Source organism: Roseixanthobacter psychrophilus, assembly GCF_043195195.1.
Lineage (GTDB): Bacteria > Pseudomonadota > Alphaproteobacteria > Rhizobiales > Xanthobacteraceae > NCEH01.
In genome coordinates this window covers 152,259-174,739 of record NZ_JBAFWT010000001.1, presented here as the reverse complement: position 1 = coordinate 174,739, position 22,481 = coordinate 152,259, and the positions used below count along the sequence as shown (strand labels likewise).

The window sequence follows — 22,481 nt, the reverse complement described above, 5'->3', positions numbered from 1 at the left end:
CTGGCGTCTCCTTGCCGACGAGGCTTCAGCCGCGGGGTCGCGCAGCCTTTTCGTCGTGACCGGATCGAGCGGTGCGTCGGGCGAGTTCGGCGTGGACGTCATCAAGGGACACGCCCCGTGCGTGAAGGAGAACGGCGAGATGGTAAAGCAGATCGGCGGTTTCCGCGACGAGCGCCGCCGGCGGCTCGGAAAGTGCGGCGATCACCGTCTCCACCGCTTCCTCGCCCAGCTTCTGCGCGCATTTGGCCACCCCCTTGTCGAGCAGGGAGCGGGTGTAGGACGCATCCGCCGTCGCGGCGGCGCGGGCGGCCACGATGCCTTCGAGGTCGACCAGGGTCACGCGCCCATCGCTCGGCATCGCATCGGTCGGTGTCGCGTCAGTCATGCTCATGTCCAATAGGCGGGAAGGCCGCAGGCGGTGCCTCACGCATCCAGGCGCACCGGAAGGCCGGCCTGTGCCAGATGGGCCTTGGCCTCGCCCACGGTGAAGGTGCCGAAATGGAAGATGGAGGCGGCGAGCACCGCAGCGGCGCCGCCGTCGCGGATGCCTTCCACCAGATGATCGAGCGCGCCGACGCCGCCGGAGGCGATGACCGGCACATGCACCGCGTCCGAGACCGCGCGGGTCAGCGCGACGTCGAAGCCGATGCCGGTGCCGTCGCGGTCCATGGAGGTCAGCAGGATCTCGCCCGCGCCGAGGTCCACGACCTCGCGGGCATATTGGATGGCGTCGAGCCCGGTGTGCTTGCGTCCGCCATGGGTGAAGATCTCCCAGCGATTGGCTTCGCCGGGGGCGCTCACCTTCTTGGCGTCGATCGCCACCACGATGCACTGCTCGCCGAACTTCTCCGCCGCCTCGCCCACGAAGGCGCGGCGGTTCACGGCGGCGGTATTGATGGAGACCTTGTCCGCTCCGGCATGCAGCAAGGTGCGCACATCCTCCACGGTGCGCACGCCGCCGCCCACGGTCAGCGGCATGAAGCATTGCTCGGCGGTGCGGCGCACCACATCCAGGATGGTGCCGCGATCCTCGTGGCTGGCGGTAATGTCGAGAAACGTCAGTTCGTCCGCGCCGGCGGCGTCATAGGCGCGCGCGGCTTCCACCGGGTCCCCGGCATCGCGCAGGTCGACGAACTGGACGCCCTTGACGACGCGGCCGTCCTTCACGTCCAGGCAGGGAATGACGCGGACTTTGAGCATGGTGGAACAACTCGAGCGTGCGGCGCAAACCTATGGCCGAATTCAAACCTGATGTCATCTTTTGCCGGAAAATGGGGCACAGCACCTCAAATTTCCAGCTGCCGTAGCGGTAGAGCGGCCGCCGGGCCGACGCGGAGGTCCAAGCCTCAGCGCCCGGCCATGAGCTGCAGCGCCTCGCGCGCGTCGAGACGTCCATCATAGAGCGCGCGGCCGGAGATGGCGCCGGCAAGCTTTTTCGCCCGTGGCTCCAGCAGAGCCTCCACATCGCTCAGCGCGCCGAGGCCGCCGGAGGCGATGACCGGGATATTCACCACGTCCGCGAGCGCGATGGTGGCATCGAGATTAAGCCCCTTCATCAGCCCGTCGCGGGCGATGTCGGTGAAGATGATGGCGGCAACCCCGGCATCCTCGAACCGGCGGGCGATGTCCTCCACCGAGACGTCGGAGCTTTCCGCCCAACCCTGCACCGCGACGCGGCCGTCGCGCGCATCGAGCCCCACGGCAACGCGGCCGGGATGAGCCTTGGCGGCTTCCTTCACGAGGCCGGGGTCGCGCACGGCGGCGGTGCCGAGAATGACGCGGGTGACGCCCTTTTCCAGCCAGGCCTCGATGGTGGCATGGTCGCGGATGCCGCCGCCGAGTTGTACCGGGATCGAGATCGTCTCCAGGATGCGGTCCACCGCCGCCGCGTTCACCGGATGACCGGCGAAAGCGCCGTTCAAATCCACCAGATGGAGATAGCGGAAGCCCAGGGTCTCGAACTCCGCCGCCTGGGCGGCGGGATCGCGGCTGAATACGGTCGCGCGCTCCATGTCGCCTTGTTCGAGGCGCACGGCGAGGCCGTCTTTCAGGTCGATGGCAGGAAACAGGATCACGGGCGCCACTTCAGGAAATTGCCGAGCAGGGCGAGACCGAGGGTCTGGCTCTTTTCGGGGTGGAACTGGGTTCCCGCCACATTGTCCTTCGCCACCGCCGCCGTGATCGTGCCGCCGTAATCAGTGGTGGCGACGAGATCGGCGGGGTCGGCGAGGACGAACTGGTAGGAATGGACGAAATAAGCGTGCAACCCCTTTTCCCCGGTGGGAATGCCCTCGAACAGCGGGTGGGGGCGGGCGAGGGTCAGGGTGTTCCAGCCCATGTGTGGGATCTTCAGCGCAGGATCGGAAGGGGCGATGCGGTCCACCTCGCCCTTGATCCAGCCGAGGCCGGCGGTGACGCCGTGTTCCAGCCCGCGGTCGGCCAGCAATTGCAGGCCGACGCAGATGCCGAGGAACGGCCGCCCGCGTCCGTGCACGGCCTCTTCCAGCGCCGCCACCATGCCGTCCACCGCTTCAAGCCCGCGCCGGCAATCGGCGAACGCGCCGACGCCGGGCAGCACCACCCGGTCAGCCGTGCGCACAATTTCGGGATCGCTGGTGACGATCACGTCCGCGCCCAGGCCGTTGGCGGCCCGCTCGAGAGCTTTGGCGGCGGAGTGCAGATTGCCGGAGCCATAATCGACAATGGCCACTTTCATGATGCGCGCGGCTCCGGGAACGAACCGATGATAGGCGCGCCATAGCCGGGCGCAGCGGTGGCGGGCTGGGTGCGGATGAGCGGCCCTTGCAGCACCGGCGGGCGCGGCGGGGTCCAATATTTGAAGAAGCGGCGTTCCGCCTCGTCGATATCGCGGGCAACCACGCTGCCGGCTTCGAGATAGCCGGTGCGGCGCAGCTTCCAGATCCGCATGTCAGCCAATTGCAGCGCCACCAGCAGGTTCAGGCCAAGGCCGAGCACGACGCCGACATTGTTCGGCAGGTGCAGGAGCGTCTCGGCCAGGGCGATCAGGACGGAAGCGGCGACATAGGCGCCGAAGCCGAGCCAGAGCCGATGGCCGAGCAGCACGAACGGGGCAAACAGCAGTGCGGTCCAGGAGAATTTCTCCCGCACGAACACCACGCGGTCGGCAGCCGCAAGGACGGTGTCGCCGGCCTTTTCCTTGGTGAGGACGGTCCAGATGGCCATGTCTCGTGCTCCCGTGCCCGCCTCAGGTGCCAAGAGCACCCTTGGTGGAAGGAATTTCGCCCGCCGCGGCAGGATCGATGGCCACCGCCGCGCGCAGCGCGCGGGCCAGCCCCTTGAAGCAGCTTTCCGCTATATGGTGATTGTTGTCGCCATAGAGCGTCTCCACATGCAGCGTCACGCCAGCATTGGAGGCGAACGCCTGGAAGAACTCGCGCACCAGCTCGGTGTCGAATTCGCCGATCTTCGGCGCGGAAAAGCTGGTGCGGAACACCAGATAGGGGCGGCCGGAAATGTCCAGCGCGACGCGGGTCAGCGTCTCGTCCATGGGCAGGTGCAGATCGGCATAGCGATTGATGCCGCGCATGTCGCCGAGCGCGCGCTTCACCGCCTGGCCGAGCACGATGCCGACGTCTTCCGTGGTGTGGTGGAAATCCACGTGCAGGTCGCCGTCGGCCTTGATGGTGAGGTCAAAGCGGGCGTGGCGGGCGAGCAGGTCCAGCATGTGGTCCAAAAACCCGATGCCGGTTTCAATGACGGCCTTGCCCGTCCCGTCCAGATCGACGGAAAGGCGCACCTTCGTTTCCTTCGTTTCGCGAACGATCTCAGCCTGACGCATGGAACTCCTCCAAGGCCGCGCCTTCTAGCAGGTAAGGTGCTGCAATGCCATATGGCGAAGGTGTGACAGGGCTTGGCCGGGCAACGCTTCGCACCGACCCTCGGCCCACGGACACTCCGGACACCGGCGCGCAACGTGCCTCAGCTATTCCAGCCGGCGGTTGCCGAGATCGCCCGCGAGCGGCTGCGCAGGGCCTGCGCCACCGATCCGTCCAGGCTGTCGTCGAGCGTGCCGACCGGCCCCATGAGGGTGATTGCGGCCGTCATGAATCCGGTCTGGTCGAAGATCGGCGCCGAGAGCGAAGTGAAATTGGGGAGCAGGGCGTCCCGGCAGCGGCTCATGCCGTTGGCGCGGATGGTGGCGACCATCTCCTCGATTTCCGCCAGATTGGTAGGCGTATCGTCGGTCTTGAGCCGGCTTGAGCGCGGCGCCTCTTCCGCCAGTTCCTGCGAGAGCAGGGCCTCGGTCGCGGTGCGCGGGAGATGGGCCAGGAAATTGCGGCCGAGCGCGGAGCGCAGCAGGCTCAGCACACTGCCGACGCGCAGCTCCAGGATCTGGCGGGCCCCGCCGCTCTCGACGCGATAGACGATGGTGGGTCCCCGGTTGCCCCACACGCCGAGAAACACCGTCTGGCCGACCGTATTGGCGAGGTCGGTCATGACCGGGCGGGCGGCGGTGAACACGTCGAACTGCTCGATGGCGGCCATGCCGAGCTTCAGGGCATAGGGGCCGAGGGCGTAGCAGCCGGTATCCTCCTCCTGTCGCACGATGCCGACCGCCTGGAAGCTTACCAGATAATAATGGACATTGGCGGACGACATGCCGGTGCCCGCGGCGATCATCTTCAGCGGCACCGGGCGCAGCATCGTCCTGAGATAATCGAGGATCTTGAAACCGATCTCGATGGACTGGATGCCGCGCCGCGCGCCGCGTTCCGGTTTTGCGGTTTCCGCCGGGACCAGCTGGTCAGAGCTTTTGCTCCCGCCAAGCGGCGCGGCCTTGTGCCCACGGGGCGATGCCAATGAAATATCCTTTTGAAACAAAATCTTAGATGAGTCTCTGCGGGTGCTGAAATATTGGGCCGCGGCGGCAAAAAATTCAAGCTTGCTAAATTTGATAATATCATAATGATTTGATCATAGAGAATTTGGACGTCCTGACCCTGGTCAGCCGATCCAGAACGAGGGGAATTTCGGATGGACGCGACAACGATCCCGAGCCACGTCGAGGGCGACCTCACGCGGTCGGAAGAAAAGCAGGTGGTGCTGGCCTCGACCCTGGGCACGATCTTCGAGTGGTATGATTTCTTCATCTACGGCTCGCTGGCAGTCTTCATGAGCCAGGTGCTGTTCCCGCCGGACAATCCCACAGCCGCCTTGTTGGCCTCGCTGGGTGCGCTGGCCGCCGGCTTCGTCATCCGCCCCATCGGCGCCGTTCTGTTCGGCCGGCTGGGCGACATGGTGGGCCGCAAATACACCTTCCTCATCACCATCATCATGATGGGCGGCAGCACCGCGCTGATCGGCTTTCTACCCAGCTACGCGACGATCGGGCACACCGCCTGGATCTCCCTGGTGGTCCTGCGGCTGCTCCAGGGCCTCGCCGTCGGCGGCGAGTACGGCGGCGCGGTGGTCTATGTGGCCGAGCATTCCCGGCCCGAGCGGCGCGGCCTGCTGACCGGATGGATCCAGATCACCTCGTCCATCGGCCTTGCCCTGTCGGTGGTGGTCATTCTCGGCACCCAGGCCTCCATGAGCGAGGCGGCCTTCAAGGATTGGGGCTGGCGCCTGCCGTTCATCATCTCCATCGCCATGCTGGCGTTCTCGGTCTATGTGCGCGCCAAGCTGCACGAATCCCCGGTGTTCGCCCGCATGAAGGCGGAGCAGCGTCTTTCCAAGAGCCCGATCAAGGACACGTTCGGCCGCTGGTCGAGCCTGCGCCTGGTGCTGATCGCGCTGTTCGGCGTTACCGCCGGCATGGGCTCCACCTATTTCACCGGCCAGTTCTACGTGATGATCTTCATGCAGCAGGTGGTGAAGATCGATCTGCACACCACCTATGTGCTGATGGCGGTTGGCCTGCTGATCGGCGCGCCGAGCTTCGTGTTTTTCGGCTGGCTGTCGGACAAGGTCGGCCGCAAATGGCTGATGATGACGGGCCTTGCCCTTTCGGCGCTGCTGTACCGGCCGATGTTCGCCTCGCTGCTGGAGGCCGGCAATCCGCAGCTTGTCGCAGTCACGCAGAGCGCGCCTGTCACCGTGCATGCCGACGCCGCCAGCGACGGCTGCCGCTTCGGCCTCGTCGCGGCGCTGGTCAATGCCCATCCTGACCACCTCAAGCCGTGCGTGCAGGCGAAGAAGCTGCTGATTTCCAGCGGCATCAACTTCCAGTACGGGCCGCCTCTCGAAGGCCAGAAGGTGGCGATTTCGGTGGCCGGAAAGACCGTTCAGGGCTTCGATCCCGTCGCCTATCGCAAGGCCCTGGCCGAGGCCGGCTATCCCGCCAAGGCGGACCCGGCGCAGGTGAACACGGTGCATATCGTGATGCTGCTGGTGGCGATGACCATCATCGTGGCGATGATTTACGGCCCGGTGGCGTCCTTCCTGGTGGAATTCTTCCCGGCGAACATCCGCTATACGGCCCTGTCCTTCCCCTACCATATCGGCGCCGGCATCTTCGGCGGCTTCCTGCCGTTCTTCGCCACCTGGCTGTCGCTTTCGGTGGGCGATGTGTTCGCGGGGCTTTGGTATCCGGTGGTCATCACGGCCGTGGTCTGCGTGATCGGCTCGGTGCTGCTCCCCAACCGGCCGACCCTGGCGCGCGACGCCTGAGGCACCCTTGGTGCGGGCCGCGCCATGCGGCCCGCGCTTTTCCCGATCTGCCATGCCGAAAGAGTGACCCGACCCATGTTGTTCGACATGACCGCGCTTGCGGCCGACGTGCGCTACAAGCTGCTGACCGCCACCGTCACCCCGCGCCCCATCGCATGGATCACCACTCGCTCGCGCGCGGGCATCGACAATGCGGCGCCCTTCAGCTTCTTCAATGTGATGGGCCACGAGCCCGCGACCGTGGCCATCGGCCTATTGCGCAATCCGCGCAGCGGCCTCAAGGACACCGCGCACAATATTCTCGCCACCGGCGAATTCATCGCCCACCTGGTGCCCGAACGGATGGCGGCGGCGATGAACGCCACCTCGGCCGAGGTGGCGGCCGAGGTGGACGAACTGCGGGCGGCGGGCCTGCGCGTGGTGCCCGGGGACATGGTCGCCGCATCGCGGATCGCCGATTGCCCGGTGGCCTTCGAATGCCGCACCGTCTCCTCTGTCGTGACAGGCCCCGATCAGGTGGCGGTGATCGCGCAGGTGCTGTGCGCCCATATTGCCGACGCGCATATTCTCGATGCCGGGCGCGGCCACGTGGATACGCCGAGCCTCGATCTGATCAGCCGCATGCATGGCGGCGGCTGGTATGCCCGCTCGACCGACCTGTTCGAGCTGGCGCGCCCGCAACCGGCGCCGCAGCAGGCCGAGCCGGTGGAATAGCTCCGCCGGCTCACCGATGCGTAGCCCTGCGGATGGCCGATTTCCGCCCCTACCGAATCGTGGCCTTGTGGTATTCGGCTCGCTATAAGCGGCCCGTCACCTTCGTACCGTCGACACGCGCCCGGCCGCGGCGGAGAGGCTCATGATCACCGATCACGATCCACAACTGTATTTCCATGTGCGTATCGTCATGGGGATGATCCTCGGGCTCAGCGTGACCCGTCTGCTCGGCGGCTTCGCCAAGTTCGTGCAGCATCCCGCCGACAACGAGGTCTCGCTTCTGCATCTGGGCTGGGCGTTCGTGGTGCTGTTGAACGCGCTGATGTTCTGGTGGTGGGAGTTCCGCCTGGTCGCGGTGTTGCACTGGACCTTCGAGCTGTACCTGTTCCTGCTCGCCTATTGCAGCATCTTCTATTTCATGTGCGTGCTGCTGTTTCCCGACACGGTCGGCGAATATGGCAGCTACCGCGCCTATTTTGCCGCCAAGCGCAGATGGTTCTTCGCTTTCTTCGCGCTTTCCCAGGTGTTCGACCTTGTGGACAGCTGGGCCAAGGGGCCGGACTATATTCGGGCGCTCGGCTTGCCCTATACAATCACGACGTCGACTTCCATCCTGTTCAGCACCATTGCCATCCTCACCGGCAATGTGCGGTTCCAGGCCGCGTTCCTCATCCTCAGCCTAGCCAACGAGCTGGGATGGACCGTGTGGCTGCTGCATACCGTGAACTGACGACCCTGGCGGCGACCGGTGCTCGGTCGCCAGTGGGCACATGATCCCTTGCTCCTGCCGTTCTCCATCGAGGTCCAACCCGTATCGAGGTCCCCATGGCGCCCGACAGCTCCGCCACCACCCGCTTCGCCACCCGTGAGGGGCTCGCGCTCGCCTATGATCTGGCGGGCGAGGGACCGCCGCTGCTGCTCGTCGGCGGCCTGTCGGCCGATCGCATCTTCTGGGGGCTGAGCCGGCCGCTGCTCGGCGGCCTGACGACCCTCGCGTTCGACAATCGCGACATCGGCGCCAGCACGCGGGCATCGGCGCCGTACGGCATCGCTGACATGGCGCGCGACGCGTTGGCAGTGATGGATGCGGCGGGCATCGCGCGCGCCCATGTGCTCGGCCATTCCCTCGGCGGGGCCATCGCCCAGGAACTGGCTCTGCTGGCGCCGGAGCGGGTGGACCGGCTGGTGCTGGTGAATACCTTCGCCCGCAACACGCCCTATACCCGCGAAGTGATGTGGTTGCTGAAGCGGCTGCGGGGCGAGATCGCCGATCCCGTGACCTATGTATCGGCGCTCGCCACCTTCACCCTCGGCCGTGCCACGCTCGACACCGTGCCGCTGGAGGCCATCGCGCAGCAGGCTCTGGCCGCAGGTCCGTTGCAGGAGATGGAGGCGTTCGCCCGGCAGGCGGATGCGGCGGTGGCGGCAGACACCCTGTCGCGGCTCGGAGCCATCGTCGCTCCAACGCTGGTGTTGCACAGCGCCGACGACCGCATCTTCGCACCCGCGCTCGGGCAGGAGGTGGCGGGCGCCATCTCAGGCGCCACGCTGGAGGAGATTCCCCGGGTCGGCCATTGTCCCATGATCGAGGCGCCGGACGCATTTGCAGCTGCGGTGCGCCGTTTCCTGCTTTAGCTTCAGCTTGTCCGCTGCGCACGCCCCTGGGGAAGACACCCGATGCAGTTTGCCTTGTTCCGCAGCCATGGCGCGCTGTTCCTGGCCGTGTTCCTGGACATCTTCTCGTTCGGCCTGATGTATCCGCTGATCGTCGGTCTGTTCGACGGGCCGGGCTTCGGCGGGCAGGTCACGCCGGCCAATCGCGACCTCATGATGTCGCTCGCGTTCGCGCTGTTTCCGATCGGCGCCTTCTTCGGCTGTGCGTTGCTGGGCGATCTGTCCGACGCGCTCGGGCGCCGTCGCACGCTCGTGGTGTGCATGGCCGGGCTCGCGCTTGGATATGCGCTCATGTGGCTGTCGCTGGAGGCCGCGCACCTGTGGCTGTTCTTCGCCGGCCGCGTGGTGGCGGGGCTGATGTCCGGCACCGCGCCCATCGCCCAGGCCAGCATGGTGGACGCGGTGGCGCCGGAGGCGCGCGGCGATGCCATGGCGCAGGTGACGGTGGTCAATACGGTCGGCCTGATGGCGGGGCCGGCGATCGGCGGCGTGCTCGGTCATTATGATTTCCGACTGCCGCTCGCCTTCGCCCTGGTGCTCTGCGCCTTCAATGCGGTGATGCTGGCGCGGTCCCGCTTCGGCGAGGAGACGCGGCGGCGGGCGTTTCATTTCGATTGGCGCCAGCCGTTCCTCTTGTTCGCGCGGCTAAAGGATCGCCCCCAGGTGATCGCGCCGCTCGCCTCCTTCTTCCTGTTTCAGCTCGGGTTTCTGATCTATTACACTTTTATTCTGGTGGTCATGCAGCGCGACCACGGCTTCACCACCGCCCAGATCGGCCTGTTTTCCGTGGTGATGGGCGTCGGCTTCATGATCGGCTCGGCGCTGTGCTACGCGCCGGTGGCGCGATGGCTGAAGCAGGAGCGCCTCATCGCCCTGTTCGGCGAGTTCGGTTGCGGTGTCCTGCTTGTGCTCACGGCACTGCCCGTGGGGGCGACCGGGCAGGTGGCTTTGGCCCTGCTGATCTGCATCGCTAATGTGTTTTCCTACGTTTCGCTGCTCTCCGCCATGTCGGGCGCGGTGGACGAGACCGAGCGCGGATGGGTGATGGGCCTGTCCGCTGCCAGCGTGGCGCTGTGCGTGTTCATTTCGGGCCTGCTGACGGGGCTTTTGACCGTGCTGCCGGCGACGCTGTTCCTGGGCACAGGCGGCGTCCTGGTCCTGCTCGCCATAGCTCCAGCTCTGCGCATCGCACCCCACATTTCAGATGCAAGCCTCAATAGTTGAAATTTTTGAGATTTGACCTTTTGGTTGCCCCGTATTTTGCTGGCGAAGCGTACGAGTCTCCGCGGCAGGAAGGGTGCAACCGGTGCAGCTTGATGGAGCCATCGATCACATCGGGTCGGACAAGCCGCCGATCTTCGTTCATTCCAGCTATCGAACGTCGAGCACTTGGTTCTGGTCGAAGCTCCGCGCGGCGCCGAGCGTCCTTGCCTATTGCGAAATTTTCAACGAGGCGCTCGCCAAGGTAACGCGCGAGACGATCGAGGCGCAGCGCGCGGAGAGTTGGGCCTCCGGCCATCCCTCCGTGGCCCCCTATTTCCTCGAGTTCCTCCCCTTGCTCACGCAGGAGCAGGGGCTGCCGCTTTATGATCGGTCAATGCCGTTTGAGCATTTCATGCCGGCCGATGGGATGGGCGGCGCTCTCAGCGAGGCCGAGACCGCATATGTCGCAAGCCTGATCGCGAATGCGCACGCCTGCGGCAAGGTCCCGGTGTTGACCGACACCAGCACGCTCGGGCGAATTCGGGCGTTCAAGCAGGCGTTTTCCGGGCCGGCGATCTTCCTTCACCGCAACCTGTTTCATCAATGGGCCTCGTATTCCAAGCAATCTGTGCTGGGGAATCAGTACTTCATTCACACCACGGAATGGGCCATGGCCGGATCGCAAGGCGATCCGTTCATACGGCATCTCGCGGACTTCTTCGCCAAGCGCACGCGTGAGCCGGACGATGAGCAGACCTTTCTGACCTTCGTGCTGTTTCACCTCTATCTCTATGCGCATGCGCTGGAGGACGTTGATATGGTGCTCGACGTCGATGCCCTCGCGTCCGATCCGGCGGTGCGGAGCGTGGCGGAGCGGCAGATCGGCGAATGGGTCGGGGCGGACATCGATCTCAGCGATTGCCGACCCCATTTCGAGCTTTCGCTGGTCACATGCCGTTCGAAGACCGCCATGGTCGACACCATCGAACAGTTTGTGAAACTGATCGCCGCGACCGTGCGCACCGAGGCTGCGGTCGCCGGAATTGAAAAGATGAAGGACGCCTTGCTGCGCGAATGGGAGCGCAACGAATTCTATTCCGGAGCGCTGCGCACCCATCATCGAGCACAGGTCGCCAAGGCCGCCGCGCAAGATGCGGAATGGCAGGCCGAGCGCGAGGCGGCGAGCGCCCAACTCGTGGAGCTCGAAGCACGGCATGGGGACCTGCGCGCCGCGCACGAGGCTATGTCCAGCGAGGCTGCCGGCTTGCGGGAAACAGTCGCGGCGCTATCGGCCGCGCTCGATGAGGCGACGGTCCGGCTTCGGGACGCCGAAACGCGGCAGGCAGCCCTGCAGGCCGATCATGACGCGCTGGCCAGCGAGGCTGGCGCCCTGCGCGAGGCAGCCGCAGCGGCATTGCTGGCGCACGAGCAAGCTGTTGCCCGCATGCAGGCCCTGGAGGCAAGTCAAGCGGCTCTGCAAGCGGAGCACGTGGAGGCTCTTTCACGTCTTGAGGCGCGCTCGCGCGGCATCGCACGCTTTTGGGGTCGATAGGGTGTTGGGCTCGGTCGGCTCCCTGAAGCCGATCGGCGCGCCTGCGCGGCGGTAAGAGTTGCGCTCGCGCTGGAACGTCATAAGTAAGGCTGCGTCACCGGAGCCCCTCATGCATTCCCCAGATACCATTTACGGCACCACCATCGTCTCCGTCCGCAAGGGCAACAAGGTCGCCATTGCCGGAGACGGGCAGGTGACGCTCGGCCAGACGGTGCTGAAATCCAATGCCCGCAAGGTGCGCCGGCTCGGCAAGGGCGATGTGATTGGCGGCTTCGCCGGCGCCACCGCCGATGCCTTCACCTTGTTCGAGCGCCTGGAAGCCAAGCTTGAACAATATCCCGGCCAGCTCCAGCGCGCCGCCGTGGAACTCGCCAAGGACTGGCGCACCGACCGCTATTTGCGCCGGCTGGAAGCCATGATGATCGTGGCAGATGCCCAGGTGAGCCTCGTCCTCACCGGCACCGGCGACGTGCTGGAGCCGGAAGCGGGGGTCGCGGGCATCGGCTCGGGCGGCTCGTTCGCGCTCGCCGCCGCCCGCGCGCTGCTGGACCGGGAAGAGGATCCCGAAGTGATCGTGCGCCGGGCCATCGAGATCGCGGCCGATATCTGCGTCTATACCAATCACAACATCATCGTTGAGACCGTCGGCTCCTGACCCCGCAACGCGCGCCGAACATCAAGAGACCTCTAAGATCATGAGCGATTTTTCTCCCCGCGAGATCGTGTCCGAGCTGGACCGTCACATCGTCGGCCAGACCAAGGCCAAGCGTGCGGTCGCCATCGCGCTGCGCAACCGCTGGCGGCGCCAGCAATTGGAAGGGCACATGCGCGAGGAGGTTCTGCCCAAGAACATCCTCATGATCGGCCCCACCGGCGTCGGCAAGACCGAGATTTCCCGCCGCCTCGCGCGGCTGGCCGGCGCGCCGTTCCTCAAGGTGGAGGCGACCAAGTTCACCGAGGTCGGCTATGTCGGCCGCGACGTCGAGCAGATCATCCGCGATCTGGTGGAAGTGGGCATCGGCTTGGTGCGCGACGCCAAGCGCAAGGATGTGCAGGCCCGCGCCCATCTCGCCGCCGAGGAGCGCGTGCTGGACGCGCTGGTGGGGCAGGGCTCCTCCGCCGCCACCCGCGACAGTTTCCGCAAGAAGCTGCGGGCTGGGGAATTGGACGACAAGGAAGTGGAGATCGAGGTGCAGGCCGGTGGCCAGGGCCTGCCGATGTTCGAGATTCCCGGCATGCCCGGCGCGCAGATGGGCGCGGTCTCGCTCGGCGACATGCTGGGCAAGGCGCTCGGCGGCCGCACCAAGACCCGCCGCGTCCTTGTGAAGGATGCCCATCCCCTGCTGGTCACGGAGGAGGCCGACAAGCTGATCGACCAGGACGCCATCACCGTCGAGGCGATCTATGCGGTCGAGAACAACGGCATCGTGTTCCTGGACGAAATCGACAAGATCGCCGGCAAAGAAGGTCGCTCCGGCGCGGATATCTCCCGCGAGGGCGTGCAGCGCGATCTGCTGCCGCTGATCGAGGGCACCACGGTTTCCACCAAGCACGGCCCGGTGAAGACCGACCACATCCTGTTTATCGCCTCGGGCGCGTTCCACGTGTCGAAGCCGTCCGACCTGCTGCCGGAACTTCAGGGCCGCCTGCCGATCCGCGTGGAGCTGGAAGCCCTGACGCGCTCGGATTTCGTGCGCATCCTCACCGAGACCGAGGCGAGCCTGGTCAAGCAGTCGGTGGCGCTTATGGGGACCGAAGGGGTGACGCTCGACATCACGCTCGATGCGGTGGAGGCGATTGCCGACGTGGCGGTGGAGGTGAATTCCAGCATCGAAAACATCGGCGCCCGCCGCCTGCAGACGGTGATCGAGCGGGTGCTGGACGATCTGTCCTTCACCGCGCCGGACCGGTCGGGCGAGACCATCGTCATCGATTCTGCTTATGTGCGCGCGCGGGTCGAGGATCTGGCGAAGAATGCGGATTTGAGCCGCTACATCCTTTAGCAGGCTGCCCGTTCGGAGCGGAAACACAAAAGCCGGGGGTTGAGCCCCGGCTTTTTTATATCCCGTCTTCGCGCCCGATGGGCGGCGCGTCAGACGCCGCTCATGGGGTAGTTCGGGCTCTCGCGGGTGATGGTCACGTCATGAACGTGGCTCTCGCGCAGGCCGGCGGAGGAGATGCGCACGAAGCGCGCCTTCTCGCGGAATTCGGTGAGATCCGCACCGCCCACATAGCCCATGGCGGCGCGCAGGCCGCCGGAGAGCTGATGCAGCACGGCCGAGACCGGACCCTTATAGGCCACCTGCCCCTCGATGCCTTCCGGCACCAGCTTCAGCGTGTCGCGCACTTCCGCCTGGAAATAGCGATCAGCCGAGCCGCGCGACATGGCGCCCACAGAGCCCATGCCGCGATAGGATTTGTACGAGCGGCCCTGGAACAGGAACACTTCGCCGGGGCTCTCGTCGGTGCCGGCCAGCAGCGAGCCGATCATGGCGCAGGAGGCGCCGGCGGCGAGCGCCTTGGCCAAGTCGCCGGAGAACTTGATGCCGCCGTCGGCGATGACAGGGGTGTTGGTGGCCTGGGCCGCCTCCACCGCGTCCATCACGGCGGTGAGCTGGGGCACGCCGACACCGGCGACGATGCGGGTGGTGCAGATGGAGCCGGGGCCGATGCCCACCTTGATGGCGTCCGCGCCGGCATCGATAAGCGCCCGCGCACCGTCTCCCGTGGCGATGTTGCCGGCCAGGATCTGGGTTTTGTTGGACATGCGCTTGATGCGCTCCACCTGGTCCAGCACCTTGCGGGAATGCCCATGGGCGGTATCCACCACCACGAGATCCACACCGGCGTCGATCAGGCGCTCGGTGCGCTCGTAGCCGTCTTCCCCCACCGTGGTCGCGGCGGCGACGCGCAGGCGGCCCTGTTCGTCCTTGGCGGCATTCGGGTTGGCGACCGCCTTTTCGATGTCCTTCACGGTGATCAGGCCGACGCAGCGATAGTCGTTGTCCACCACCAGCAGCTTCTCGATGCGGTGGTGGTGCAGTAGGCGCTTGGCTTCGCTTTGATTGACGCCCTCATCCACGGTGATGAGCTTGTCCTTGGTCATCAGCTCGGCGACCCGCTGGGTCGGGTCGGTAGCGAAGCGCACGTCGCGGTTGGTGAGGATGCCCACCAGCTTGCCGCCGCGCCCGTTGGAGCCGCGCTCCACCACCGGGATGCCGGAGATGGAATAGCGCTTCATCAGCGCCAGAGCGTCGGCCAGGGTCTCGTCGGGATGGATGGTGACCGGGTTCACCACCATGCCCGATTCGAACTTCTTCACCTGCCGCACATGCTCGGCCTGGATTTCCGGCGTGAGGTTGCGGTGAATGACGCCGATGCCGCCAGCCTGGGCCATGGCGATGGCGAGCCGCGATTCGGTCACCGTATCCATCGCGGCGGACAGGATCGGAATGTTGAGGGTGATGGTGGCGGTCAGGCGGCTGATCAGCTTCACATCGCCGGGCATGACTTCCGACGGGCCGGGCAGCAGCAGCACATCGTCGAAGGTCAGCGCTTCGCGGAAGGGCGAACCAGTAATGGGATGAATCGAGCCGGGCACGCTGGGCGACGACATGGCCAACTCCTTGACATGGGCACGGCCGAAGCGTCCGGCCGGGAAGGGAGAAACACGGTGGAAATGGAGGTTCCTGCCGCGTTATCGAGTTGGCGGTGGCGCATACCATGGCCGGACGCGGATTCAAAGGCCCACCGGTACGCTTCCTCCATGCGCAGGGCGCAGGGGCGCCCTGCGGGCGGGCGGGGATGCGCGCGCGGATGGCTCAAAAGCCAGGCCGATCTTCCACTCATTTAAAATATATATAGTAATATCAATATCTTATATTGATTGCCGGCCACCAATTCCCGGTCGACTTTTGCTGGACATGCTCTAATGTCTCGACGCCCACCGCAGGGCACGTCCGCGTGAGTTTTGGCGCGGACGTGTCGGCACATGCGGTGGGGCGCCACGACGGTCATGCTGGGAATGCGCGCATGTACATGATGCTGTTCGGTCTTGTCCTGCTGCTGGGGGTCCATGTCGTGGTCACCCTGCGCGACGTGCGCACCGGCCTGATCGGCCGGCTCGGCGAGGGGCAGTACAAGGGCTTTTTTTCGCTGGTCTCAATCAGCGGCCTGCTGCTCACGGCCTACGGCTTTGCCTTGTGGCGGGCGGCCGGCTCGACCCCGATATGGGACCCGCCGGTGTTTATGCGCCACATCACCCTTCTGCTCATGGTGTTCGCCAGCATCGCCGGCGTCGCGGCCTATGTGCCGAGCCACATCAGGGCAAAGCTCAAGCATCCGCTCCTGGTGGCTGTAAAGATCTGGGCGCTGGCCCATCTGCTCGTCAACGGCGACATCGCCTCCATCGTGCTGTTCGGCTCGGTGCTTGCCTGGGCGGTCTATGACCGCATCTCGCTGAAGCGCCGGGGCGGCGCGTTGCCGGTCGCGCCGCAGGGCTATCGGGGGGATGTGCTGGCCGTGGTCGGCGGACTCGTCGCCTATCTCTTGCTGGCCTTTGTTTTCCACCCCTATGTTGTGGGCGTGCCGGTCATGGGCTGACTTTTCGGGCGGGGCCGCGCGCCGGGTTCCCGTCCACCCAGGCTTCAAGCAAAAACATATCGAGGAACGCGTCATGTCCATCCAAGCCGACGCCAAGCGCGTCACCGCGCCGGAAATCTTCGCGCGCAAGGGCGGGGACCCCATCGTCAGCCTGACTTCCTACCATGCGCATACCGCTCAGCTGCTGGATCGCCACGTGGACCTGATCCTGGTCGGCGACAGCCTGGGCATGGTGATGCACGGGCTGGAAACCACCGTGCCGGTCACGGTGGAGATGATGATCGTGCACGGGCGCGCGGTCGTGCGCGGCACCAAGCGGGCCCTGATCGTGGTGGACCTGCCGTTCGGCAGCTATGAGGCGAGCCCGGTGGAGGCCTTCCACACCGCCGCCCGCGTGCTCAAGGAAACCGGCGCCGGGGCGGTGAAGCTGGAAGGCGGCGTGCGCATGGCCGAGACCGTGCGCTTCCTGGTGGATCGCGGCGTGCCGGTGATGGGCCATGTGGGCCTGACCCCGCAGGCCATCAACACGCTCGGCTCGTTCAAAGCGCGCGGCCGCGACGATGCGGAAGCGGCCTCCATCGTGGAGGACGCGCATGCCGTGTCGGAGGCCGGCGCCTTCGCCATCGTGCTGGAGGCCATGGCCGAGCCGGTGGCCCGCCGCATCACGCAGGAAATTTCCACCCCCACGATCGGCATCGGCGGCAGCCCGGCTTGCGACGGCCAGATCCTGGTGCTCGAGGACATGCTCGGCCTTGGCCAGCGGGTGCCGAAGTTCGTGAAGAAATATGCCGAGCTGGGGCCTGCCATCGAACAGGCGGTGGCCAATTATGCTGACGAGGTGCGTGCACGCACCTTCCCTGGTCCCGAGCACACCTATGCGCCCAAGGCGCCGAAGGCGTCATGAAGGGGGCTGGGGGTCGGCGCACCTGTTTCCTGGCTGCGGGCCTGATGCTTGCTGCCTTCGCCGCGGCCCCGGCGCAGGCGGCCGAGGATTGCCTGCTCGTGACCGAGCTGAGGAGCGCTCAGGTGGCGGCGAAGCAGGGGCTGTGCGCGAGCCGGCATTCCCCCGCCTCCACCTTCAAGATCGCGCTCGCGCTGATGGGTTATGACAGCGGCATCCTGCAGAGCGCGACAGCGCCGGTTTTCACCACCGAGCCGGGGCTAGCGCAGGGCGAGGGGGCGCAGAAGGAAACCTGGGCCGGGCCCCAGACGCCGCAGGCCTGGATGAAGAATTCCGTCGTCTGGTACTCGCAGGTGCTGACCCGCAAGCTCGGCGCGGAAAAATTCGCCGGCTACGTGAAGGCCTTCGTCTATGGCAACGAGAACCTCTCCGGTGATCCCGGCAAGGAGAACGGGCTGATCCGGGCGTGGCTGTCCTCATCGCTCCAGATTTCCCCGCGCGAGCAGGTGGATTTTCTGCGCAAGATGCTGAAGGGCGAACTCCCCGTCAGCGCCGATGCCGTGGACAAGACCGCCGCCCTGCTGCGCGCGCCCGAGGAACCGGCGGGCTATGCCCTTTACGGCAAGACCGGTTCCGGCTTCCTTCAGCTCAACGATGGCACGCTGGATCGCACCCGCCCGTTCGGCTGGTTCGTCGGCTGGGCCGAGAAGGGCAAGAAGACCTTCGTCTTCGCCCGCTTCCTCTCGCTCGATTTCGCGGTGGACGAACCGCTCGGCCTGCGGGCGCGGCGCCAAGCGCTGATGGCGCTGGAGCCCGTGCTCGCGGCGCAAGATCGTTGAGCCGACCGTGGATGCATCTTCCGACACGCCCGGCGGGCCCGCAGGGATAGGGCAAGCAGGGCCGGCGCTGCGCATGTCCGTGGTGGTCGCGGCCCTTGTTGCGGCATTGGTGGGGTTCGGCGGCACGGTGCCGCTGGTGATCGCGGCCGCTGGCGCCGTTGGAGCGAGCCCGGCGCAGACCGCCTCCTGGGTCGCCGCCGTGTGCCTCGGCGCCGCCGGCACCACCCTCTATCTCAGCTTGTACCATCGCATGCCCATCGTGACCGCATGGTCCACCCCCGGAGCGGCGCTGATCGCAGGCTTTGGCGTCGGCGTCGGCATGCAGGCGGCGGTCGGGGCCTTCCTGCTGGCGGCGGTTCTGGTGATGCTGTGCGCCGCCATCCGCCCGCTCGGGCGCCTCGTGGCGCGCATTCCGGTGAGCGTCGCGGCGGCGATGCTGGCGGGTGTGCTGGCGCGGTTCGTGATGGCGGTTGCCGATCACGCCACCTCAAGCCCCGCTTTGGTGCTGCCGTTGCTGGCGCTGTTTTTCCTGGTGCGGCTGTTCTCGCCGAGCTGGGCGGTGCTCGCGGTGCTGGCCGCCGGAACCGCCGGCGTTTTCGTTTTTGGGCTCAACGCGCCGTTGGCCGGCGGGTGGGAAACGCCGCAACTGACTTTCGTCATGCCAATCTTCGACCCGGCGGTGATGCTCGGCCTCGGCCTGCCCTTGTTCCTGGTGAGCATGGCGGCGCAAAATCTGCCTGGATTCGCGGTGCTGCGGGCGTCGGGCTACCAGCCGCCGACCGGGTCGATCCTCGCCACAACGGGGCTGGCCTCGCTGATTCTGGCGCCGGTCGGCTCCCATTCGGTGACGCTGTCGGCCATCACGGCGGCAATCTGCACGGGGAAGGACGCCCATCCCGATCCCTCGAAGCGGTTTCTTACCGGCCCATTCTACGCTCTGTTCTATGTGATCCTTGCGGGGCTGGGCGCGACGATGGTGGCGGTGTTCGCGGCCCTCCCGCCAGCGCTGATCGCCACCATTGCCGGGCTTGCGCTGCTGTCCCCGCTCACTGGTGCGCTCACGGCTGCGCTGGCTGAGGAGAAGGGGAGGCTGGCGGCAGTGGCCACCTTCACCACGACGGTGTCGGGCGTATCCGCCTTCGGGCTCGGGGCGCCGGTGTGGGGGCTGCTGGCGGGGTTGCTCCTGCTGTTTCTGGATCATGTGCGGGCAAAACTTTAGCGGTCCTGCAGCGGGGCGCCCGGAAAGGTTTGCCACGATGCAGCCGCATGGCTAGTTTACGCGCCCTCAGCCTGGGCTTTGTCCGGGCACTCTCGGCGCGTGCCTGTTGCGGACCTTTCATGACCGATATTTTCCACGAGATCGAAGATGACCTGCGGCGCGACCGGCTGCGCCGGATCTGGGACCGCTTCGGCATCTATTTCATCCTCCTGGTGGTCGCGATCATTGCCGCCGCCGGCGCCTACAGTGCCTATCGCTATTACAGCCTGCAGAAGGCGCAGGTCGCCGGCGCCCGCTACGAGGCGGCCGCGACCCTTGCGGACGAGGGCAAGACCGCCGAGGCGCAGGCCGCCTTCGATGCGCTCGCCAAGGATGGAACTGCGGGCTATCGCACGCTGGCGCGCTTCCGCGCCGCCGGCGAACTGGGGACCAAGGACAAGCCGGCCGCGGTCGCCGCCTTCATGGCGCTGGCCAATGACGGCACGCTGCCCCCGGTCCTGCGCGACCTTGCGAGCGTGCGCGCTTCGCTCCTGATGGTCGATACCGCGCCGCTCGACGAGATCAAGGCCCAGCTCCAGCCGCTCGCCGACGGCACCGGCGGCCTGCGCCATTCGGCGCGCGAATTGCTGGCGCTCGCTCAGTACAAGGCCGGGGACCTCGCGGCGGCGAACAAGACCGCTCAGCAGGCGATCGACGATCCGGAAGTGCCGCTCGGGGTGCGCAACCGCATGGACCTGATCCGCACCCTCACCGCCACGGCCGCCGTGCCGGCGCCCGCTTCGGAGGCTGCCGCCGCGGCAGCGGCCGCAAAGACCGCTCCGGCGCCGGCCGCGCCTGCCGCTTCCGAACCGGCGCCCGCCGCACCGCCCGCAGCCGCTTCCGGCCCGGCGGACGGCGCAAGCACCACGAAATGAGGAGCTTCCCCATGCACCGGACGCTGCGCCTGCTGATCGCCGGCTCTCTTCTTCTGGGCCTCACCGGCTGCGAGAGCTTTGATTTCGATAAGATCAACCCGTTCCAGGAGCGCAAGACCCCGCTCGCCGGGAGCCGCCAGCCGGTATTTCCGAACGGCGTGCCCGGGGTGACCCAGTCCGCGCCGCTGGATCAGCCATCCAATTCCAACGTGTCGCTTGACGCAATCTCGGCCGCCAAGCCAAATGCCTCCGCGGCCGCGCCGGGCAGCAACTGACTCTAGGGCGCGCGTGCGCCGAGCTTAAAAAAACATGTCCTTTACCCTCGCCATCGTCGGCCGGCCCAACGTGGGCAAGTCGACCCTGTTCAATCGTCTCGTGGGCAAGAAGCTCGCGCTGGTGGACGACCGCCCCGGCGTGACCCGCGACCGCCGCGAGGGCGACGCGCGTCTCGGCGACCTCTCGTTCCGCATCGTCGATACCGCGGGGCTGGAGGAGGCCGACCCGGCGAGCCTGGAAGGCCGCATGCGGGCGCAGACGGAGGCCGCCATCGGCGATGCCGACGCGCTTTTGTTCATGGTGGATGCCCGTTCAGGCCTGACCCCGACCGACCGCGCGTTCGCCGCGCTGGTGCGCAAATCCGGCAAGCCGACCATCCTCGTCGCCAACAAGAGCGAGGGGAAGGCCGGCGAGGCTGGCTCCATGGAGGCCTATGCGCTCGGCCTCGGCACGCCGATCCCGCTCTCCGCCGAGCACGGCGAGGGCCTCTCGGATCTTTACGACGCCATCTGCGACGCGCTTCCCGCGCACACCATGAAGCCGGAAGAGGTTGAGGACGACCACGAGGAAACCGACGAGGAACGCGCCAAGCGGCCCATCAAGGTGGCGGTGCTGGGGCGTCCCAATGCCGGCAAGTCCACCCTCATCAACCGCCTGCTGGGCGAGGACCGCCTGCTGACCGGCCCGGAAGCCGGCATCACGCGCGATTCCATTTCGGTGGAAGTGAATTGGCGCGGCCGTCGGCTGGATGTGTTCGACACCGCCGGCCTGCGCAAGCGCGCGCGCATCGACGACAAGCTGGAGAAGCTCTCCGCCGCCGACGCCCTGCGGGCCATGAAATTCGCCGAAGTGGTGGTGGTGCTGATCGACGCCACCCGCCCGTTCGAGGAGCAGGACCTGCGCATCGCGGATCTCGTGGAGCGCGAGGGCAGGGGCGTGGTGATCGGCTTCAACAAATCCGATCTCGTGCCCGACACCGGCCTCATGAGCCGGCTGCGGGAAGAGGCCGATCATCTGCTGCCCCAGATCAAGGGCGTACCGATCATCCCGATCTCGGGGCTGACCGGGCGTGGCCTGGACCGGTTGGTGGAGGCGATCGCGGAAACCTACCGGGTATGGAACATCCGCATTCCCACCAACCCGCTCAACCGCTTCCTGCAACAGGCCACCGACACCCATCCGCCGCCGGCGGTTTCGGGCAAGCGGCTGAAGATCCGCTATATGACGCAGGCCAAGGCCCGCCCGCCGAGCTTCGTCATCTTCTGCTCGCGCACCGATGCGGTGCCCGAAAGCTATCTGCGCTATCTCTCCAACAGCCTGCGCGAAGCCTTCAGCCTGCCCGGCGTGCCGATCCGCATCACATTGCGGGAAAAGGCCAATCCCTACGCCCCCTGAGGCACCGCCGGCAGGATCAGCCGCGTCTGCTGCGCCGAGAGGACGTGCCCCTCGGCGTCGCGCACCTCCAGCGGGGCGAGCGGTCGGCCGTAGGCCGTGTCGACCAGGGGCGGAAACGCCTCGCCCGGCGCGTATTGATGTTTTTCCCCCCATTGGCGGAGCGCCACGATGATCGGAAACAGGTCGCGGCCTTTTTCGGTCAGCTCATAGTCATTGAAGGCGCTGCCATCGGCGGCCGGCACGCTCTGCAATATGCCCTCGGCCACCAGCGCTTTGAGGCGCGCGGAGAGCATGTTGCGGGCGATATCCAGGCTCTTCTGGAATTCTCCGAACCGGCGCCGGCCCAGGAATGCGTCGCGCACGATCAGCAGCGACCACCAATCCCCTACCACGTCGAGCGTGCGGGCGATGGGGCAATCTGCTTCGTCCATGCGGGTGCGTTTCATCGCCTTTCTCCGGCTCCTCGGATGCGTTTTTTCAGGATGATCATCATTTAATATGATTGCATGATAAAACTAGATCGGCTAGACGTCCATCAGTT

The 22,481-nt window shown here is 66.3% G+C and carries 24 protein-coding genes; 15 read left to right on the top strand and 9 right to left on the bottom strand.

Annotated features, from left to right (window positions below):
• Positions 1–25: 25 nt before the first annotated feature.
• The 7 genes from V5F77_RS00775 to V5F77_RS00745 all read right to left on the bottom strand — a co-directional run bounded on the left by V5F77_RS00775 (position 26) and on the right by V5F77_RS00745 (position 4,842).
• On the bottom strand, positions 26–385 hold the full coding sequence (locus tag V5F77_RS00775; protein ID WP_429003401.1) for a phosphoribosyl-ATP diphosphatase: 360 nt from the start codon (positions 383–385) through the stop codon (positions 26–28).
• Positions 386–423: 38 nt separating this feature from the next.
• On the bottom strand, positions 424–1,200 hold the full coding sequence (gene hisF, locus V5F77_RS00770; RefSeq protein WP_429003400.1) for an imidazole glycerol phosphate synthase subunit HisF: 777 nt from the start codon (positions 1,198–1,200) through the stop codon (positions 424–426).
• A gap of 146 nt (positions 1,201–1,346) precedes the next feature.
• Positions 1,347–2,084, bottom strand: a complete 738-nt coding sequence (gene hisA, locus V5F77_RS00765) for a 1-(5-phosphoribosyl)-5-[(5-phosphoribosylamino)methylideneamino]imidazole-4-carboxamide isomerase (protein ID WP_429003399.1) — start codon at positions 2,082–2,084, stop codon at positions 1,347–1,349.
• A complete protein-coding gene (hisH, locus tag V5F77_RS00760) occupies positions 2,072–2,716 on the bottom strand; it encodes an imidazole glycerol phosphate synthase subunit HisH (protein ID WP_429003398.1) in 645 nt (214 codons plus the stop codon). The genes hisA and hisH overlap by 13 nt, the downstream gene beginning before the upstream one ends.
• Positions 2,713–3,204, bottom strand: a complete 492-nt coding sequence (locus V5F77_RS00755; RefSeq protein ID WP_429003397.1) for a DUF2628 domain-containing protein — start codon at positions 3,202–3,204, stop codon at positions 2,713–2,715. The genes hisH and V5F77_RS00755 overlap by 4 nt, the downstream gene beginning before the upstream one ends.
• Positions 3,205–3,226: 22 nt before the next feature.
• On the bottom strand, positions 3,227–3,820 hold the full coding sequence (hisB, locus tag V5F77_RS00750) for an imidazoleglycerol-phosphate dehydratase HisB (protein WP_429003396.1): 594 nt from the start codon (positions 3,818–3,820) through the stop codon (positions 3,227–3,229).
• A gap of 140 nt (positions 3,821–3,960) precedes the next feature.
• Positions 3,961–4,842 (bottom strand): IclR family transcriptional regulator, encoded by an 882-nt coding sequence (locus V5F77_RS00745; protein WP_394079276.1) that lies wholly within the window; start codon positions 4,840–4,842, stop codon positions 3,961–3,963.
• Between the two features lie 174 nt (positions 4,843–5,016).
• On the opposite strand from V5F77_RS00745, the gene V5F77_RS00740 reads away from it, so the two are divergent.
• The 8 genes from V5F77_RS00740 (at position 5,017) to hslU (ending at position 13,797) form a co-directional block, all read left to right on the top strand.
• The gene (locus V5F77_RS00740) at positions 5,017–6,651 is read left to right on the top strand and encodes an MFS transporter (protein ID WP_429003395.1); all 1,635 of its coding nucleotides are present in this window, start codon (positions 5,017–5,019) and stop codon (positions 6,649–6,651) included.
• A 75-nt stretch (positions 6,652–6,726) separates the two neighbouring features.
• Positions 6,727–7,365: a flavin reductase family protein gene (locus tag V5F77_RS00735; protein ID WP_429003394.1), complete on the top strand. Its 639-nt coding sequence runs from the start codon at positions 6,727–6,729 to the stop codon at positions 7,363–7,365.
• A gap of 142 nt (positions 7,366–7,507) precedes the next feature.
• Positions 7,508–8,095, top strand: a complete 588-nt coding sequence (locus V5F77_RS00730) for a hypothetical protein (protein WP_429003393.1) — start codon at positions 7,508–7,510, stop codon at positions 8,093–8,095.
• A gap of 95 nt (positions 8,096–8,190) precedes the next feature.
• Positions 8,191–9,000, top strand: a complete 810-nt coding sequence (locus V5F77_RS00725; RefSeq protein WP_429003392.1) for an alpha/beta fold hydrolase — start codon at positions 8,191–8,193, stop codon at positions 8,998–9,000.
• Positions 9,001–9,042: 42 nt separating this feature from the next.
• Entirely contained in the window at positions 9,043–10,263 is a 1,221-nt protein-coding gene (locus V5F77_RS00720; RefSeq protein ID WP_429003391.1) for an MFS transporter, read from the top strand.
• Positions 10,264–10,345: 82 nt separating this feature from the next.
• Positions 10,346–11,794, top strand: coding sequence for a hypothetical protein (locus V5F77_RS00715; RefSeq protein ID WP_429003390.1), 1,449 nt, complete (start codon positions 10,346–10,348; stop codon positions 11,792–11,794).
• Positions 11,795–11,903: 109 nt separating this feature from the next.
• Positions 11,904–12,449: an ATP-dependent protease subunit HslV gene (gene hslV / locus V5F77_RS00710; RefSeq protein WP_429003389.1), complete on the top strand. Its 546-nt coding sequence runs from the start codon at positions 11,904–11,906 to the stop codon at positions 12,447–12,449.
• A gap of 40 nt (positions 12,450–12,489) precedes the next feature.
• Complete coding sequence (gene hslU / locus V5F77_RS00705) at positions 12,490–13,797, top strand: ATP-dependent protease ATPase subunit HslU (RefSeq protein WP_429003388.1); 1,308 nt, start codon at positions 12,490–12,492, stop codon at positions 13,795–13,797.
• 89 nt (positions 13,798–13,886) lie between these two features.
• Here the strand turns inward: hslU and guaB are convergent, their stop codons facing one another.
• Complete coding sequence (guaB, locus tag V5F77_RS00700; RefSeq protein WP_429003387.1) at positions 13,887–15,410, bottom strand: IMP dehydrogenase; 1,524 nt, start codon at positions 15,408–15,410, stop codon at positions 13,887–13,889.
• Between the two features lie 416 nt (positions 15,411–15,826).
• Here guaB and V5F77_RS00695 point away from each other — a divergent pair, with 416 nt between their 5' ends.
• The 7 genes from V5F77_RS00695 (at position 15,827) to der (ending at position 21,940) form a co-directional block, all read left to right on the top strand.
• The gene (locus tag V5F77_RS00695) at positions 15,827–16,396 is read left to right on the top strand and encodes an NnrU family protein (RefSeq protein ID WP_429003674.1); all 570 of its coding nucleotides are present in this window, start codon (positions 15,827–15,829) and stop codon (positions 16,394–16,396) included.
• Between the two features lie 73 nt (positions 16,397–16,469).
• On the top strand, positions 16,470–17,300 hold the full coding sequence (panB, locus tag V5F77_RS00690) for a 3-methyl-2-oxobutanoate hydroxymethyltransferase (RefSeq protein ID WP_429003386.1): 831 nt from the start codon (positions 16,470–16,472) through the stop codon (positions 17,298–17,300).
• The gene (gene blaOXA / locus V5F77_RS00685; protein WP_429003385.1) at positions 17,297–18,136 is read left to right on the top strand and encodes a class D beta-lactamase; all 840 of its coding nucleotides are present in this window, start codon (positions 17,297–17,299) and stop codon (positions 18,134–18,136) included. Before panB ends, blaOXA begins: the two co-directional genes overlap by 4 nt.
• Positions 18,137–18,203: 67 nt before the next feature.
• Positions 18,204–19,355: a benzoate/H(+) symporter BenE family transporter gene (locus tag V5F77_RS00680; protein WP_429003673.1), complete on the top strand. Its 1,152-nt coding sequence runs from the start codon at positions 18,204–18,206 to the stop codon at positions 19,353–19,355.
• Positions 19,356–19,474: 119 nt separating this feature from the next.
• A complete protein-coding gene (locus tag V5F77_RS00675) occupies positions 19,475–20,269 on the top strand; it encodes a tetratricopeptide repeat protein (protein ID WP_429003384.1) in 795 nt (264 codons plus the stop codon).
• 11 nt (positions 20,270–20,280) lie between these two features.
• On the top strand, positions 20,281–20,544 hold the full coding sequence (locus V5F77_RS00670) for a hypothetical protein (protein ID WP_429003383.1): 264 nt from the start codon (positions 20,281–20,283) through the stop codon (positions 20,542–20,544).
• A 34-nt stretch (positions 20,545–20,578) separates the two neighbouring features.
• The gene (gene der / locus V5F77_RS00665; protein ID WP_429003382.1) at positions 20,579–21,940 is read left to right on the top strand and encodes a ribosome biogenesis GTPase Der; all 1,362 of its coding nucleotides are present in this window, start codon (positions 20,579–20,581) and stop codon (positions 21,938–21,940) included.
• Here the strand turns inward: der and V5F77_RS00660 are convergent.
• Positions 21,928–22,386, bottom strand: coding sequence for a winged helix-turn-helix transcriptional regulator (locus tag V5F77_RS00660; protein ID WP_429003381.1), 459 nt, complete (start codon positions 22,384–22,386; stop codon positions 21,928–21,930). The genes der and V5F77_RS00660 overlap by 13 nt on opposite strands.
• Positions 22,387–22,481: the final 95 nt, after the last annotated feature.